The following is an 18,059-nucleotide window of genomic DNA, read 5'->3' on the forward strand; positions in this document are numbered from 1 at the left end:
GGCCGTCATCAGGCAAAACCGACCGGCATCGGCCGCGGGATACCGTTTTCCAGGCGCCCCACGCCGTTTTCCTCCGCAAGCCAGAGGTACCCGCCCCTGCCCCGCCCGGCTGCAAGCCTTGAGGGTCAGGCAGGATCGTCGACCGCCGTGGCCAGCAACCCGCGCTCATCCAGCAGCCATGCGTCTCGCTCGATCGCCAGCCGTTCCAGTACCTGGCAATAGGTGTCGAACATGGCCTGAACGCGCTCGCGAGACAGGCGACCGACCGCCAGGTCCCAATGAATGTGCAATGCGCCGCCCTGCTCCAGGCTCAGGTTATCCAGCACCACGCCCTGGGTTCGGCTGGCGCTGGTGATCACCTCGACCCCATCCGGCAAGGCCAGCGGCCCCTGGGGATTGAGCCGGGTGAAGACGACGGGGAACTCCAGGGGCTGGGCGCCTCGCCTGTCCAGGGTGGCCTTGCGCATGACCTGCAGGCCGCTGACGGCGCGATGGGCCAGGTCCTCGGTGAAAACCTGCTCGCAGTGACGCGCCTGCTCCAGGAACGTCCTCGCGTCATCCTGGAAGGCGATCCAGCTCAGGGTGGTGAAGTCTCCTACCAGCTCGTCGATCTCGGCGTGCACGGGCAATCGGTTCCAGCCCGGCGCCACCACGGTGAACGGACGTTCGAAACCATGAGACGCCAGGCTCCAGGCATAGGCGGTGATCAGCACCGCATCGGCTGAAATACCCTCCTCCGCGGCCCGGGCCCGCACCGAGTGCCAGTGCCGAAGCTGGTAGTCGAAGCCCTGGTGGAGGCCGTCATTGGCGCCATCGCCCAATCGCGGGCCGGTCGGCAACTGGGCGACACGGGCTTGCCAGTGACGAACCGAGGCATCGACGGCTGGCGAACGTCGGTAGTGGTTCAGCGCGTTCAGGTAATGGCCGAAGCCAATGGATGGACGCGCTAGTGATTGGCCGTGATAGAGCGCCAGCAATTGGCCCACCAGACGATCGCGACTTGGCAAGTCCGCCACCAGCAGGTCGACTCCGACATGGATCGCCTGTCGTCCATCCGCCAAGGGACCAACGCCGATCCACGCGCTGGGCCACTCGCCCAGTGGAGTGGCCCGACTCAAGAATGCGTCGGCGATGCCCTCCGGGTCGCCCTGGGTCTCGACAGGTACGCGTGGCACGTCGCCCATGATCTGGTGCTGACCGTTGGGCAGGATGCGCGCCCGCAGCATCGGATGGATGGCCAGCAGGTCATTCCAGGCCCGTTCCAGGCGCTCCACGTCGACCTGGGGCATCGCGACCTCCAGGTAAAGATGGGCGCTGCCCCCCTGCAGCGAGCGACCGAATGCGTAGGCTTGCTGCTGATCGGTGAGGGCGAACGTCGCCGGGGCAGCCCCCGGAGCCAAGGCGAAAGGCGCCGGCGACCCGGTTGTCGCGTCCGGCGAGCGCTGAGTGACGTATGAACAGGCGTCCAGCAGCTCGTCCATCGGCTGTGCGAGACGGTTCGCTGGATCGTCCGCGCACCGCTCGAGCAAGGCGCAGTAAGTGGCGAACAGATCATCGATCAGGCCATCGGGGTAGCAGGCGATCGCCACATCCCAGCTGAAGTGCAGCGCACCCTCACGCTCGCGCACCTGATGATCGAGGTTGACCTGGGGTGTCTGGGTGACGCAGTAGTGTTGCGCGTCGCCAAAACTCGCTGCACGGCCGATGACCGGGTTGTTGAGCATCGAGGTGAAGACCACTTCGGCTTCTCCGGCAGGAGGCACGTGGCCGGCCTGCCGCTTGGCCTCCCGCAGCGCGGCGACACCGCTGACACTCAAGTGATCGATATCCTCCAGCAACTGCCGGTGAGCCGATTGCGCCTGCTGGGCCAGGCCTTCGCCCGGGCGCCCGGCCTGAACGGCGAAGAAGTGCGTGGAGATCAACGGGCCCAGCACCTGGTCAACCTGGGGGTGAAGCGGTACGCGCCCGTAGAACGTGGCGATCAGCGAAAAGGCCTGTCCGTCCTGTGCCTGGCGCAACACCGACCCGAAGAGGGTGAGAAGCAGCGCCGTTCCCGAGATGCCCTGTTCTGCACCCTGCTCTTTCAGGCGACGCCAGCGCGACGCATCAAGCTGCGAGGTGAGCCGACGCCGCTCGCGCCCCGCTGCCCGCGATGCCTTGGGCAGGCGCAGACCAGGCGGCATGACCGGCAGTTTTTCCAGCCAATACCCCAGGTCGCGTTGATAACGAGATGATTGCCGATACGCCTCGAGGCTCAGTAGGTAGTCGCGAAACGATACATCGAGCGCCGGCAACGCAGCGGCCTCGTCGCGATAGAGCGCCAGCCATTGCTGGAGCAGCAACTCCAGGGAGGTAGCATCGACGATCAGCTCATCGATGCTCAGGTGAACACGGCTGCGCACGTCGTCCAGCAGGGATACGCAGATTTCGTATAGCGGCGATTGTCCGGGCAGGTAGACCTTGTGGGACATCGATGCTCGCAGGGATTCCAGGGTCGCCTCTCGATCGGCGGCCGTCTTCCTTCGCAGGTCGCGGGTCCTGAATCGACAGGGTGCGGCCTCACCGATCCGCTGGCGCCCGTCGGGCAGCAACACGAGCCGCAGCATGGCGTGGTGATCGACCAGGCGATTCCAGGCCTGGGTGAGCCGATAGACGTCCAGTTCCGGCCAATCGAATTCCAGGTAGATATGGCACCCCACCCGTTCCGCATCGGACAGCAGCGTACGACCGGACAGGAATGACTGCTGGATGTCGTTGAGCGGGAAGGGTTGCCCCTGCGCCTCGGGCATCGCCTGAAAGGCTGGCAGCGACGCGCCCCCGCCCTGCCCTGCCTGCTCCGCCACGCACGCCTCGGTGTCCGCCAGGCTCCGATAGGGGTCGAGGTCCTTCAGGGAGAGCGATACGCCCAGATGCTGTTCCAGGCGCGCCTTGAGACCGACCGCCCCCAGGGAACTGAGGCCCAGGCTGGCCAGGCTGCGGGTTTCGCAGCCCGACAGGTCGGCTGCCTGGCTCCCCAGCACCTCGGCAAGCACCTCGCGGAAGGTCAGGAGCGGCGTAGGTCGAGGGGGCTGGTGGAGCGTCTGCCCTCGTCGCGGCAGCCAGTGACGCGTCCGGGCGAAGGGGTAGCCGGGCAGGCCGATCCGGCGGGGCCGGCCCGGCCGGACCAGCGCCGACCAGTCGACCGCAGCGCCCTGCCGCCATTGCTCGGCCAGGCGAGCCAGGTCGCCCTCGGCGAGCGCCCGGGCCACGTCGGGTTCGGGGGCCGATGGCCCGGCGGCTACCTGAATCGCCTCCTCGGCCAGGCATGCGACCCCTTCCAGGGAGCCAGACGCGAGCGCGTCCAGGCGCTGCCGCACGGTCGCCACGTCTTCCGCCACGCAGCACCAGCGACACGCCATCGCCATGCGCCCTACCTGCAGGGTATAGGCGATGTCAGCCAACCCGGGCGTCCGCTCGGCGAGGGTCTGGCTCAGCCGGCGTGCCTGCTCCCTCAAGTGTTCGAAGGTACGTGCCGACAGCAGGATCAACTGCGGTCTGCTGCCCTCCCCTGCCTGCGCCGGCACGGCGCGCTGCTCCTCCACCACCAGGTGTGCGCTGACCCCGCCGAACCCATAGCTGTTGAGGCCGGCGCGTCGCGGCCGCTCGACTCCCTGGGCGTCCCGGGGCGCCACCCACGGACGAGCCGCGGACTCCAGACGCACCAGACGTGGATCCAGCGCGAGGGCCGGGTCGGGCTGCTGGAAGCCGGGAATGCCCGGCAGTTGGTGCTGCTCCAGGGCATCGATCACCTTGAACAGGGCTGCCATGCCGGAAGCCAGTTCGCAGTGACCGATCAGCGGCTTCACGGTGCTGATCGTCCAGGGCGATCGGGGACTCGTCGTGCCCAGTGCAGCGCGCGCTGACTGCAGCGCGGCCAGCTCGATGGCATCGCCCAGCGGCGAGCCGACGCCATGGGCCTCTACGTAGTCCACGCTGTCCGGATCGATATCCCCACTGCGGTAAGCCGCCACCATCGCCGCCTGGAGGGCATCGTGGTCAGGCGCCGTCAGTGAGGCGCCCTTGCCGCCATGGCGGACGCCGCTGCCCTTGAGCCGCGCATAGATGCGATCGCCGTCCCGCTCGGCATCACCCAGGGATTTGAGCACCACGACCCCCACCCCCTCGGACCGCACGTAGCCATCGCTCCCTGCCTGGAACGAGCGACTCTGCCCCTGGGCACTGAGGAAATCCATCCGTTGGTAGCCCGCCGTCTCGTCTGGCGACAGCAGCAGGTTGACCGCTCCCACCAGTGCCTGGCGGCAGTCGCCGGCGCGGATCGCCTGCATGGCGCGATGCAGCGCCACAAACGCGGAGGAACACGCCGTGTTGCAGTATTCGCTGGGGCCCCGCAGGTCCAGCAGGTAGGACACCCGGTTGGCGTACATGCAGGGCGATGACGAGGTCAGCAGGAAGGGGCTTTCGGCGGGCATTTCGACCTGGGCAGGGTATTCGCTCGGCGCGGCGACCATGAAGACCCCGGTCGAGTCACGAGCGAACTGCTCCAGGGGAATCGCCGCGTCCTCCACGGCAAGCCAGGCGTGTTGCAGGAGCAATCGCTGCTGCGGGTCCATGGTGGCGGCTTCCGCGGCCGAGATGCCAAAGAACGCATGGTCGAAGCAGTCGATGTCGTCGAGATAGCCCCCCGGGCGTCCCGGCTCCGCACGGTCGGCGGGCGCCGGACGCACCCTGTTCGTTCCCTCGCGCAGGGTGTGCCGGAACGCGTCCAGGTCGCCGCCGGGAAACTGCCCGCTGATGCCCACGATTGCGAAATCACCTGTCAGGTCGGGCTGGGGTCTCCGCGGGATATCGACCGACGCTTGCGCCTCCTCGCCTATGCCAGCGGAAGGTGCCTGCTCCGCCAGGCGCGCCTCCAGCGCGACGACGATGCGCTCGATGCTGTTGTGACGGAAGAAGAACGTCTGCTCCAGCGCAAGCCCAAGGCTCGTGCCCAGCTGCTCGCCCAGGGAAAGCAGGTCAGCCGAGTCCAGCCCCAGTTCCATCAGGCTATGACGAGACGACAGTGCCCGATCGGGCGGCTGGCCCAGGCATTGGTTGACTGCCTGGCGTACCGCGTCGTTTACCGATATCGCCACCGGCTCCGCCGAGGCTGGGGCCGGAGTCGGGGCACGGCGCTGGCGGCTTGCCAGGTCGTAACGCACCAGGACGCCATGGCCCTGGTTGTCATGGTCGGCGGGGCGATAGCCCGCGACCGGCCGCTCGATCCGGGCGCCATGGAGTTCATGGAAGCGCAATACCGGGTCCAGGAGCCTGCCCCGCTCATCCCGGGTATGGATGTACGCCTCGAGGGGGATCGACCGGTGCCTGGGGTAATCCTTGCAACGGGTCACCCCGACCACGGTGTGAACGCCGTCCAGCAGCGTGCAGTACTGCAGCATGAACTCGAGCAACTGGTCGCCATAGCCGCTGTACTGGTGGGCAGGCAGGATATTCAGGCTCTGGATCTGCACGACCTCGCCCTGGGCGTGGCAAAGGCGGTCCACATGGGCGAAATCCGTTTCGAAGAGCCCGTCGATCCGGCTGATCCGCTGGGAATAGATCACGCCAACCACATCGCCCTGATGCTCGAGCACCAGCTGATTCGCCGGACCCTGGGCCAGGCGGCGGCGCAGGATGGCATCGTCGACCCGGCTGCCTTCCGGCCAACAGGCTTCCTCCAGCGCCAACAGGGCCGGGAGGTCTTGCCGGGTTCCGAAGCGGACTCGATAGTCCCGCGCCTGGTAGCACCCTACGGTGGCTCGGATATCCGAGGCATCGCCCTGCAGAGGGTAGAACCTGTCCGGGTCGGCGAACAGGCCGGCTCCGGCCAGGGCCATGAAGGCATCGGCAGCGCCCACGGAGGCGCGGCAGGCGAACCGCTCCACCCATGAGCTGGAGGCGGTTGGGTGGCGTTCGCCGAGCACCAGGGGTCGATCACCGATCAGCTCTGCCAGGCGTCCGAGGCGGTGCCGAGGCCCTGGAGAATCGCCTGGAGCGGACAGCAGTGCGTCCAACGAATCGAGCCCCACCCACAGCACGGGCGCGTTGGGCGGCAGGCCCACTTCATCCATGTGTCGTCCCATGGACGCCGGATCATCCAGCCAGTCCGCCTCCGCTACCCAGGCGCGCAATGGCGGGTGCTCCAGGACCCGACCCCGCGCCGTGCTTTCGCGAAGCCAGGGCCATAGCGTGTCCAGGGTCGCACCGGTTGATGCACCCAGCGCGACGATCCAGTCCGGCTGCTCGGCCAAGGGCGTGGTATCCAGCAACGACGCCAGGATTCGCCGCAGCTCGGGCTCACCGTGTGAACGGCCGTGGCAGTCCGCCACCGTTTCCAAGGTCCGCACGGCCGCCTCCCCGGGCTCGCCCTGGGCGAACAGCAGGTCGTCGACGATCATCGGCAGACGGCTGTGCCACGCCAGGCAGCTGTCGCTCAGCCAATGCTCAAGCGCGGCCTGCCGATCGGGCTCGGGCTGGATGCGCTCCGCGTCGCGTCGCAGCCAGCGATGATCCAGGAGAAAGTCGAGCGATCGATGGAGCAGGCTTCCGACAGGCGCGTGGATCGGCCTGGAGTGTTCGCCCACAGCCTCGAGCACGCCGTCCGCCTTCAACCCGCGCAACAAGGCCAACGCCAGCAGCAGATCGAGTCCCTGGATCAGCCTGGGGCAACACTGGTGCCAGTTCAGGGCGGCCAGTTCCACGCCTCGCGCCAGGACCGCGGGCTCCGGCTGGCACCCGGGTGACAACGCCATGAACCCCTCGTCGACCCAGGCCGGCAGCTCGCCGACGTCGGATGCCCCGGCACTGAAGAACCCGCTGTTTACACACTGGCGGTTCAGCCAGCCGGAAGATTCCAGCACCTCGAGAGCGATTCGCAGCCTGGCATCATGACCCTCTGCCTCTTGGCAGAAGGCTTCGTATGAGAAAGGCTGGCCGACGCCCTGCCGGGAAATCAACCGCCGGTGCTCGAGGCGCGAAACGAGGGACAGGAACAGCAGCGGATCGGTAAGCGTGGCAGTCGACGTCGAATCCATGACACTCATTCCCTATGCGTCCATCAGGCACCGCGGATGCTGGCGATCAGCTTGGTCAGCACGTTGCCAGGGCCTATTTCCTCGTATTCGAAGCGCCCCTGCTCCATCAGGTAGCGAATGGAGTCGAGCCAACGGACCGAGCCGCAGATCTGCCGCGTCAGGTTGTCCACCAGCTCGCCGTCTCGATAGGGCCTGGCGTGGACGTTGGAAATGACCGGCGTCTGCAACGGTGCATAGTCGAACTGCCGGAGGTACTCGCCGAATGTCTCCATGACGCCGCGCATGTAGCGTGAGTGGAACGGCGCGCTGACCGGCAACGGCACGAACGTGATCTCCTGGGCCTGGAAGCAGTCGCGCGCGCGATCCAGGACCTCCACGGGACCGGCCAGCACCACCTGGGCCTGGGAGTTGTAGTTCGCCACGTCGAGGGCATCGAACCCGTGTCGCGCCAGCAGCGAGGCGACCTCTTCGGGCGAGCGGCCAATGACCGCGGCCATGCCGCCACCGGACGCTTGCGCCATCAGCTCGCCGCGCTTCTTCACCAACGCCAGGCCGGTCTCGAACGAGAAGGCACCGGCCGCGAACAGCGCGCAGTACTCACCCAGACTATGGCCGGCAAGGAAATCGGGCGCGCGCGCACCCTGACGTTGCCGTTCCAGAAACGTGAGAGCGCTGACCGCATAGAGTGCCGGCTGGGTGTACTGCGTATTGGCCAACTGCCGGCCGGGGTCTTCGAGACAGAGGGTCTTCAAGGAGTACCCCAGGATGAGATCGGCCGCAGCCACCTGTTCGGGGAACCGATCGAACAGTTCTTCGCCCATTCCGACTCGCTGCGAGCCTTGCCCGGGGAATACCAGCACCTGGAGCGGGCCATTCGCTGTCGAAGGTGCCGGTGCCGGGCGCTGGGCAGGCGACGTCACGCGGGGTTGAGGGATGGCATGGGCGGGTGCTGGATCGGCGGCGCGCTCGGACTGTGGCAGTGGCTGGAGGGTGCGGCCCAGCGCCAGGACGTCGTCGAACTTCTCCAGGTCGCGCCCGAAGGGGCTGAGCACCGGAAGGATCAACGGCAACTCGCGATCACGGATGTTCTGCCTGATCAGGTTGGCCAAGGTGCCGCTGGGGCCCAGGTCCAGGTAGATCAGGGCCTCACCGCGCGCTCCTGCCTCGTGTTCCAGTCTCGACAGGGTCTGCGAAAAACGGATCGGTTGGCGGATCGCCTGCCAGAAGTGATCGGGGGCGAACGTCTCCAGGGCATGGGTGGTGCAGCAGGACACCAAGGGGACCTGCAGCGGACGAAGCGACAGCCGCCCCGCCATGGCGTCCACGTCCGGCTTGAGAAAGTCGATGTGGCGCGAATGAAAGGCCTGATTCACCGGCAGGCGCTGGAACACCACGTCCTGGGCGGCCAGGTGGCGCTCGGCATCGGCGATCCGGGCGGACTGGCCGGCGATGACGATCAGCGAAGGCGCGTTGTAGGCGGCGACGTCGCAGTGTTCATGAAGCAGCGGCGTGCGCTGGAACAGCGCTTCGTCGGCGAGCACTGCCAACAGGGTGCCATCGGTAGCCGGCGACTGGCGGCGGTGGAACAGTTGCCCCTGCCCGACCACCAGGCGGATCGCCTCGTCCAGCGGGAGCGCATCCGCCAGGGTGGCGGCGACGAGCTCCCCCAGGCTGGCGCCCAGCAGGTAGTCAGGCTCGATCCCCTGCTCCACGAGCGTCTTGCCCAGCGCGTACTCGATCATGAAGATGGCCGGATGGCTGACCCGGATGTCGTCGAACGGCTTGGAGCGCGCATTGCTCTCATGATAGATCTCGGCGATCACCGAATGGCCCAGCTCGCTGCGCACCCGGGCATCCAGCTCGTTCATCCAGCGTTGGAACACCGGGTTGTTCTGATAGAGCTCCCGGCCCATCTGATAGAACTGGCAGCCCTGGCCCGGAAACATAAAGACAATCGACGACTTCTTTCCTTGAGCGAGATACGGCATGTTTTCGTCCTGAAATATGATCGGCGCGAGGGCTGTATCTAATCACATTGCCTTCGAACTGTCAGGCCCGCGCATCATTATTCTTATTCAAGTATGAGCTGGGAAGATATCAGGTTGATGGCCGTTCGTTCTGAACGACAATGTGTGCATGGCTCTAAGCCATCACTCTATCTAATGAACATCGCTGGCACAGTGATGAAATTATTTGGCGACCATTCTCGGCAAGACTTCCCTTTCGTGGAAAAAAGAGTAACGCTGCCTGTCCCGGTGGCTGGGTGAGCAACTTTTCGCTTCGGCTTCATTTGGAATCCAGGATTGGATCGAACCTCGCGAATACACTCCAGCCGGGAAAACAACAATGAACGACCCCCATGCATGCGAGGCAGTATGAATCGTCAAATGGAAGAAGAAGTATCACCCATCAGTCAGTGGTACGACATGATGACCCGGATGTTCCCCGACCAGCGACTGACGTTCCTGAACTATGGCTACCTGCAGCCGGCCGATACATTCGACTGGCTCGATGATGCCGATCTGGAGCAGAAATGCTCGACCAATCTGATTCACTTCCTCCTGGCCGGCACCGACCTGCGAGGCAAGAAAATTCTGGAAATAGGCTCAGGAAGAGGGGGTAACTGCTCCTATCTGAAGCGATATGCCCAAGCCGGACAAGTGGTGGGATTGGACTTCTGTCCTGCGCATATCGAGTTCTGCACCCGTGCGCACCCTTTGGAGGGGTTGTCCTTCGTGAAAGGCGATGCGACGAATCTTCCCTTCGATGACGAGGAATTCGATGCCGTCATCAATATCGAGTCGTCCCACTGTTATCCGGACATGAACAAGTTCGGTTCCGAAGTGTTTCGGGTATTGAAGAAAGGCGGGCAGTTCTTCTATGCCGATACCATGAAGGGCCCGAACACGACGCCTTTGATCGGGCAAGATAGCGTCGGCGTGGATTTCTTCACCAACGTACTGGGCGATCACCAGGCGATGATCGAGCGTTCAGGTTTTCAGGTGGAAAGCCACGACGATATATCCCAGGGCGTGATCAATGCCTTCGACAGTGAAGACGGTCATCTCAAACATGTATTGAAGACACTGGTCGCCGAGAAAAAAGAGCAACAGACGTCCTTGCCGCCCGAAGTTTTCCATGCCTTCGATACCATGTTCCATTTCTTCGACGAGAGTGGCCTCAATGCCTATAAGAACGGCCACCTCGTTTATAAGATCTGGCGTTTGAAAAAACCTGCCTAGGCCCTTTCGGGCCCCTGGCGGAGTGAGCGTTCTATTCCAAGGCCTTCTCCGCCAGCGGGCCATTTTCGCTATAAAGCGTTTCGCAGAAACGAGCGATGACCTCGAATACGTCCGGCTCTGTCAGCAGGGTCATATGGCTGGACGATTCCACATCGATCAACTCGAAATTCGGCAGCAGGCGCTGCCATCCTTTCCAATAGGATGCGTGGTTGAACGCCGCGAACTCCTGGTCGTCGGTGGAGAAATAGGGTTCCAACGCGCCCATCCACAAACCGCTGGCATTGCGGAAGTAGTAGCAGATCACGTCCTGAGGGTGCGGCAGCGGCGCGAGGTCGTAGTGCTCCACGCCATAGCCTTGCTGAATCCGGCTGGTTCGCTCCAGCATCTGTTGCAGGCGCTCCTCACTGGCCACGAGGCCCCGCTGCCGGGCCAGTGCGATCAGCGACTGGCGGTAGGTGTCGTCCGCCTGGGCCAGCTCCACCTGATCCCGGGCGATCAGTACGTCGGCGAAGCGCTCGGGCGCATTGCCCAGGCTCATCTGCAAGGCCATGTTGACGGTCTGCAGCAGGCGCGTCTTGTCGCTCAGCCTGGCGGTCCGTTCGCCGGTGACATCCGGGGCATCCAGCATCACCAGGGTCGCCACCCGCTCCCCGGCCGCCTGTAACTGACGGGTCACTTCGTAGGCCAGCATGCCCCCCAGGGAGTAGCCGCCCAGGTCGTAGGGCCCGTGGGGTTGTACCGTGCGGAGGGCCTGGATGTAGTAGGCGGCCATCGCAGGAATGCCTTGCAGCGGCTCGTGCTCGCTCAACCATCCCCTCGCCTGCAAGCCATAGAAGGGGCGCTCGATGCGGTGGGCCAGCCCCTGGTACAGCTCGACGCCGCCCAGGGCACCGTGGAACCAGAAGACCGGACGACCGATGCGCGCCGCGTTCAGCCGTTGCAGCTCGGGAAAATGCGCGGGCGCTTCGTTCGCCCGGGAAGGAGCGTGCCGTGCCCCGCCTGGTCGCTCAGGCAGCGCTCGGCCCTCCAGCAGCACCGTCAGATCACGCACGGTCTCGCACCGCTGGATATCCATCAGGCGAAGCCCCGGGTCCACCTGGGCCTGCAACTGCATCGTCAGCTGCATCAGGACCGTGGAGTCGACCCCATAGGCACGGAGTGGCCGAGCCGCTACCAGCTCCCGGGGCGCCAGACCCAGCAGGCCCGCCAGCACGGCCAGACCGCGTTCGACGCAGGTATCCCCTTCAGGGCCCGGCGCCTCCGGCAGGTCCCCGTCCGTGCTCGGCTGCATCGGACCATTCGCTTGCTCCAGCCAATAGCGCTTGCGATCGAAGGCGTAGGTAGGCAACGGGAGGAGGTTCTCGCGCAATGTGGCGCCGCGGTTCTCCGCCAGGGAGCCCCAGGGCACGTCGCCCCCCTGGGTCCAGAACAGGCCCAGCTGCTGGCGTTCGTCCGCGTCGATGAGGCTGCTGACCAGCGCCACGCCACCCGGGCCCGTCAGCAGCCGGGCGGTGGCCTCCGGCACGGTGTCGACGTTGCCGACGCACAGGGGCAAGTCGAGCCGTTCCAGGGCATCCAGGCCCTGCCCCGCTTCCAGTGCCTGCAGCACGTCGGCGAGGGTCTGGCGCAGGCCAGCCGGGTGATGCGCCAGGATTGCCAGGCGCCACTCCATGGCTTCGCGTCCGACCTGGAGGGTATACGCCAGGTCGTCGAGCCGCAGGTCGGGGTGACGGTCCAGATGCCGTACCAGCCGCGCTACGCCCTGGTGGAGTGAAGAGGCATTGCGGGCCGAGAGCGGCACCAGGAAAGGCGTTCCCGCCCTCCCGCGGTCAATGCCGTCATCCGCGCGCTCGGCCTGGCGTGGGTACTCCTCGAGAATCAGATGGGCGTTGGAGCCCCCGGCGCCGAAGGCACTCAGGCAGGCTCGACGCGGTCCCGGGTGCCCTACGCCTCCCTCCTCCGCTTCAGGCTGCGGCCAGTCGCTCAGTTCCCGCTGCAGGCGGAAGGGCGAATGCTCCAGATCCAGCCGTGGGTTGAGCGGGCCGAACAGCAACGACGGCGCGAGCTGCTGGTGCTGCAATTGCAGCACCAGCTTGCAGAGCTGGGACATACCGGACGCCGCCTCGGCGTGTCCCATGTTCGACTTGACTGAGCCGATGGCGCACGCCTGGCGCCCGACGCCCGCCTCACCGAAGACCCGGCTCAACGCGCTCAGCTCGATGGCATCTCCCATGGCCGAGCCGTTGGCGGCGGACTCGACGTAGCCGACAGTGCGCGGATCGACGCCTGCACGCCTGAAGTTCTGCTCGATCAGGGACGTCTGGGCCTTGGCGCTGGGCACTGAGAAACCATGGGTGTGGCCACCGTGATTGACCGCGGTTGACTTGATCACCGCAAGGATCGGATCGCCATCCCGCTCGGCATCGGCCAGGGTCTTGAGCAGTACCGCGCCCACGCCCTCGGCCGGCAGGTAGCCATCGCCGTCGGCGAAGCTGCGGCTGCCGGCATGGCTGCCGAGCACCTGGCCCACGCTCAGGCCGATGTACTTCTTCGGATGCAGGGTCAGGTTCACCCCGCCGGCGATGGCCAGCCGGCAATCGCCGTTGCGCAAGGCGTCCCCGGCGGCGTGGATCGCCGAGAGGGATGAGGAGCACATGGTATCGAGCGCCAGGCTCGGGCCCTGGAAGTCGAAGAAATACGACACCCGGTTGGCGATCCCGCTGTAGGAGGTCACGGATACCAGGGACTCCCTCACCCAGTCCGCTTCGAACGCCTGGTAGTGCTGGTACATGACCCCGACGAACACGCCGACCTGCTGTTGATACTGCTGTTTCAGGCGTTGACGGGTGAGCCCGGCGCTTTCCAGCAGGTTCCAGCAGGTTTCCATGAACAGCCGGTCGTTGGGGTTGACGAGGGGGGCTTCGCGGGGCGACAGGTTGAAGAACAGCGGGTCGAAGTCCTCGATGCCGTCGAGGAAGCTTCCCCACTTGCAGTAGGTCTTGTCCGGCCGGTCACGGCGCTCGGTGAAGTAGGCCTCGTGGTCCCAGCGTCCCGGCGGCACCTCGGTGATCAGGTCCTCGCCATTGGCCAGCTTGTGCCAGAAGGTTTCCAGGTCCTCCGCGCCGGGAAACCGTCCGCTCAGGCCGACGATGGCCAGGTCGCGCCCCGCCGATGCAGACGCGGCAGGGGCCTCCGAGGGCGTGACGCGCCGGGTGCGGCGGCGTGTGGAGGTAGGCGCAACAGTCGACGGCGGCGGCGAAGGACGCTCGGCGGCGGGCGCCGATCGCACCGTTCTGTCGTCTCCCATGACCCAGGCCTGCAGGGCATCCGCATGGTGGCGGATGAAGTAGCGGCTCAGTTCGTCCACCGTCTGGTGCTCGTACAGCAGCGTACTGGGCAGCGATCCGAAGCGCTGTTCCAGCTTGACGGTGAGTTCCGCGAGGATGATCGAGTCCACGCCATAGCGTTCGAAGGACACATCGCGGGCGATCTTTTCCACCGGGCGCTTGAGGGCCTTCGCCAGCAGGTCCTTGAGCGCACTGGCCGCACGGTCGATCACTGCCGCGTCTGCCGGCTCGCTGGACGCGGAGGGTGCGTGCGGAGGCGTCCAGTCGTCGGCGGAGGGTTTGGGGTGCTGGGCATCGACCGAGCCTTCCTGCGCCAGGAGGCGCCCGGCGATGAAGGCCTCGATTCGAGCCCGGTCTCCCTCCAGCGGCACCACCTGCTGGGGGACGGACGCGGTGGTGAGTACGCGGCGCAGAAGGTCCAGGCCCGCCGCATCGCTCAAGGGCTGGATACCGGTCTGCTCCTTCAATTGGCGTTCGCGGTGCGGGTCGATGGTCATGCCGCCGTTGCGCCACAGCGGCCAGTCGATGGACACGGTGCGCCCCTGACGATGGCCAGCGGCTACCTGACGATCCCGCCAGGTGGCGAACGCGTCGAGGAACGCGTTCGCCAGTGCGTAGTCAGCCTGGCCGGGGTTGCCCATCACTGCCGCTACCGAGGAATAGAGGACGAAACACTCCAGGGCAAGGGACGCGCTGGCCCGGTCCAGGTTCAACGTGCCGGCCACCTTGGGCGCCAGCACGGTCGCGAAATCGTCCTCGGTCTTGCGGGCCAGCGGGGCATCGCGGGTCACACCCGCAGCATGGATGATGCCCTGCAGACCGCCCCAATCGCGCACGCAGCGCGCCAGCAGGGCCTCGACGGCGGTCCGGTCGGCCACATCCAGAGCTTCCACCCGCACCTCCGCGCCCCTGGCCCGCAACCTCTCGATTCGCGCCTGGGCCTGATCGGACAGCCGTCCGGCGTTCCGACTGGCCAGGACCAGTCGGATACCGGGCGCATCCGCCACCATGGCCTCGGCCAGCAACAGACCCAGGCCACCGGTACCGCCGGTTACCAGGTAGGCGCCGCCTTCTCGCCAGGGCGTGCTCTCCGGTATGTCCAGCGAGGCCTCTTCCCAGCACAGCGCCTGTCGGGCGTGCCCGGTGCCACGGTACCGGACACGCTCATCGAGGCACTGACCGTCTTCCCGCAGGCGCTCTGCCAGGACTGCCAGCGAAGGGGCATCGCTCATCTCCAACGTTTGCGCCGCCGCCAGCAGCCCTTCGTTGCAGGCAGCCTTGAGCAAGGCGGGCAACGCGGCGAGGAACGCGGCATCCAGGTTTTCACTTTCGGCATCGCCCAGCACCAGTTGAACCAGGGTCTCTGGCCCACTGGCCTTGATCCGTTCTACCAAGGCCATGGCCAGGGCCGGCAGGGCGTCAGCATCGCCCGAAAAGGCCGGCAATGCCTCGACCTGCGGGGCGTGGCCGGGCATTCGCTGGCTGCACAGTGCCTGCAGCGCAGTCGGGTCGACAGTGGGGAGGCCGGCCAGCAGGATCAGGTGCCGGTCGAAACGCCGTTCCCGGGACGCAGTATCCGCGGCGCGCGCGCGCCAGGCAGGGGCCAGGCTGAGCAGCCCGGAGGGGCGTTCGTCGAGCCGCCTCGACGAAAAACCCAGCAGGCGCAACGCTACCCGCCCCTGGGCATCACAGACATCCACGTCCAGCTTGCTGACCCGCTCCGGCTGATGGCCCGGCGCAGGTCGCACCCAGGCGCGGCATTCCTCCTTCAGCAGGTCGAGATCACCGAACAGCAGCCCCTCCAGGGCGAAAGGCACCAGGGGCCGCCGTTCCGCACCCGGCTGCGGGGCGTGCAGCAACGCCAGCCCGACGGCTGCCTGCAAGGCCGAATCCAGCACCCCGGGGGGCAGGCGCATCGCCTCGTCGGCGGTCGCTGGAGCCGCCGACAGGGTCGCCAGGACCTGGCCCTGCCCTGCCTGCAACGCGCGGATGCCCCGGAACGATGCGCCGTACTCCAGCCCCATGTCCTCGAAGATCCGGTAGCAGGCGTCCGTTGCCAAGCGGTGCTCGGCGGTGGCCGTCGCGATGGCCTCCACATCCAGGGCAGGCAGGGCCTCCTGTGGCCCAGTCACGCCAACACCCCGGCAATAGACCCCCGTTCCGGCTTCGCCATGCACCTCGAAACGCAGGGTACCGTCGAGCTGCTCCTCGACCTCGATGTCCACCGACAGCTCGCCACCGTCGTGGCGCATCGGCTGCTGCCACGCCACGTTCTTCAGCCGGGTCACGCGTTCGCCTGTGCTGAGGGATAGCGCCAGGGCGGCCCGTGCCATTTCCAGGTACGCCACCCCGGGCAAGACCTTGAGGCCATTCACCCGGTGGTCCGTGAAGAAGGGTTCGTGGCCATCGAAGCGGCTGCTGAAACGCTGCCCCGCCAGGTCCGAGGTGTTGCGTTGCACCAGCGGATGCAGATAGGCCCGGTCGTTCCGCACCACCGGCGCCTCGCTGATCCAGTAGGCCTCATGACGAAACGGGTAGGTGGGCAGTGGCACACGTCGTACGGCCCGCTGCGGATAGAACTGTCGCCAGTCCACCGCCGCTCCACCCTGCCAGGCGGCCAGCAGCCCGGCGCGATCACCTTGGCGCGCGGCGCGGGCCACGGCTTCCGCAGTGATGTCCGCGCCAGTCGCCCGTGCGCCCTGCGGCCGGGCGAGGACGTCCCGCAACTGCGCCAACAGGCTGGTGCGGTCCTCCGCCATGAGCGCCAGGCGGCTTTCCATGGCGTCGCGCCCCAGTTGCAGGCTGGCCGCCAGGTCGGGCAATGCCAGGTCGGGCCGGGCCTCGAGGAACTCGATCACTTGTTCGACCCGCGCCCGGAGTGCTTCCGGCGTACGCGCCGACAAGGGGAAGATCGTCGCGGCCATGCCATCCGCGGCGAGTCCGGCGCTACCCTCCCCCGCCTCCAGGATCACGTGGGAGTTGGCGCCGCCGAAGCCGAACGAGCTGACCCCGGCGCGGCGTGGCACGGTGCTGGATGGCCAGTCGCGCCCCTCCTGGAGGATGGCAAACGGGCTGCCGGCCAGATCAATGTAGGGGTTGAGGTGTTCGCTGTGCAGGCTACGGGGCAGATAGCCGTGGCGCAGGACCAGCAGTGTCTTGATCAACCCGGCGATGCCCGCGGCCGACTCGAGGTGGCCAATGTTGGTCTTTACCGAGCCCAGGTAACAGCGTTGCCCATCGCCCCCGTGCCGTTCGGCGAACGCCTGCTTGAGGCCGCGAATCTCGATGGGATCGCCGAGGCGGGTGCCGGTCCCGTGGACTTCGATGTAACCGATGCTGCCGATGTCGAGCCCGCGGCAGGCCTGCCTGATCAGGTCGGCCTGGGCCCCCGGGTTGGGCGCGGTCAGGGAATTGGCATGTCCCCCATGGTTTTCCGCCGAGCCCACCAGCGTGGCCACGATGGTGTCGCCGTCGGCCAGCGCTTGCCGGTAATCCTTGAGCACCACCATGCCGACGCCCTCGCCCCGCACATAGCCATCGGCCTCGGCGGCGAATGCACGGCAACGCCCACCGGGGCTCAGCATGCCCGCTTTCGCGGCACCGATGAACACCATGGGCTCGAAGCACAGGTTGACCCCACCGGCCAGGGCCACGGTGCAGTCCCCTTCCAGGATGGCCCGGGCCGCGCGGTGCACGGCTACCAGGGAGCTGGAGCACGCCGTATCGATGGGCGCGCTGGGGCCATGGAAATCCAGCAGGAAGGAAATGCGGTTGGCGATGATCGAGTGGGCGTTGCCCGTCGCGTCGTGGGCACCGGCCGCCGAACGCGCCAGCAACCCGTTGTAGTCGGCCGATGACACGCCGATGTAGACCCCGGTGTTGCTGCCGCGCAGCGTCGCGGGCGGAATACCGGCGTCCTCCAGCGCCGCCCAGGCCTGCTCCAGCACGAGACGATGCTGGGGGTCCATGGCCTCGGCCTCGCGGGCGGAGATCTTGAAGAAGTCGGCATCGAACCCCAGCGGGTCGTGAAGAAAACCGCCGGGACAGGCGAAGACATCCTTCAGGTGGCGTCGCTCGGCGATGCCGGGCAGATCCCAGTAGGGAAACTCGCCGATGGCCGAACGCCCTTCCACCAGCAGTCGCCAGAAGGCATCCAGCGTATCGGCGCCCGGAAAGCGTCCGGAAAACCCGACGATAGCGACCCGGCGCGGCGACACCGGCGGATCGCCGACGCGCGCGCCGCCGGTGCCGATCTGCCGGCGGGCCCTGGGTTCGCCGGCCGGTCGCGGGCCCGCTTGCCGCGCGCTGGGGAGGCTGATGTCATCGTTCGAACCGCTTGCTGTCGTGTACGTCATGTATTCCGTATGCCCTTTGCCATCCTGGTCGTCCGGCGGCCCTGC

4 protein-coding genes are annotated in these 18,059 nt (G+C 66.5%); 1 reads left to right on the plus strand and 3 read right to left on the minus strand.

Annotated features, from left to right (window positions below):
- Window positions 1-125: 125 nt before the first annotated feature.
- Window positions 126-7,070 (minus strand): beta-ketoacyl synthase N-terminal-like domain-containing protein, encoded by a 6,945-nt coding sequence (locus FM069_RS01515; RefSeq protein WP_178106631.1) that lies wholly within the window; start codon window positions 7,068-7,070, stop codon window positions 126-128.
- A 23-nt stretch (window positions 7,071-7,093) separates the two neighbouring features.
- Window positions 7,094-9,058: an ACP S-malonyltransferase gene (gene fabD, locus FM069_RS01520; protein WP_143486419.1), complete on the minus strand. Its 1,965-nt coding sequence runs from the start codon at window positions 9,056-9,058 to the stop codon at window positions 7,094-7,096.
- A gap of 399 nt (window positions 9,059-9,457) precedes the next feature.
- On the opposite strand from fabD, the gene FM069_RS01525 reads away from it, so the two are divergent.
- Window positions 9,458-10,312, plus strand: a complete 855-nt coding sequence (locus tag FM069_RS01525; RefSeq protein WP_233281956.1) for a class I SAM-dependent methyltransferase — start codon at window positions 9,458-9,460, stop codon at window positions 10,310-10,312.
- 31 nt (window positions 10,313-10,343) lie between these two features.
- Here the strand turns inward: FM069_RS01525 and FM069_RS01530 are convergent, their stop codons facing one another.
- Window positions 10,344-18,014 (minus strand): type I polyketide synthase, encoded by a 7,671-nt coding sequence (locus FM069_RS01530; protein WP_143486422.1) that lies wholly within the window; start codon window positions 18,012-18,014, stop codon window positions 10,344-10,346.
- Between the last annotated feature and the right edge of the window lie 45 nt (window positions 18,015-18,059).

It is taken from the genome of Pseudomonas mangiferae, from assembly GCF_007109405.1.
Taxonomy (GTDB): Bacteria; Pseudomonadota; Gammaproteobacteria; order Pseudomonadales; family Pseudomonadaceae; genus Pseudomonas_T; species Pseudomonas_T mangiferae.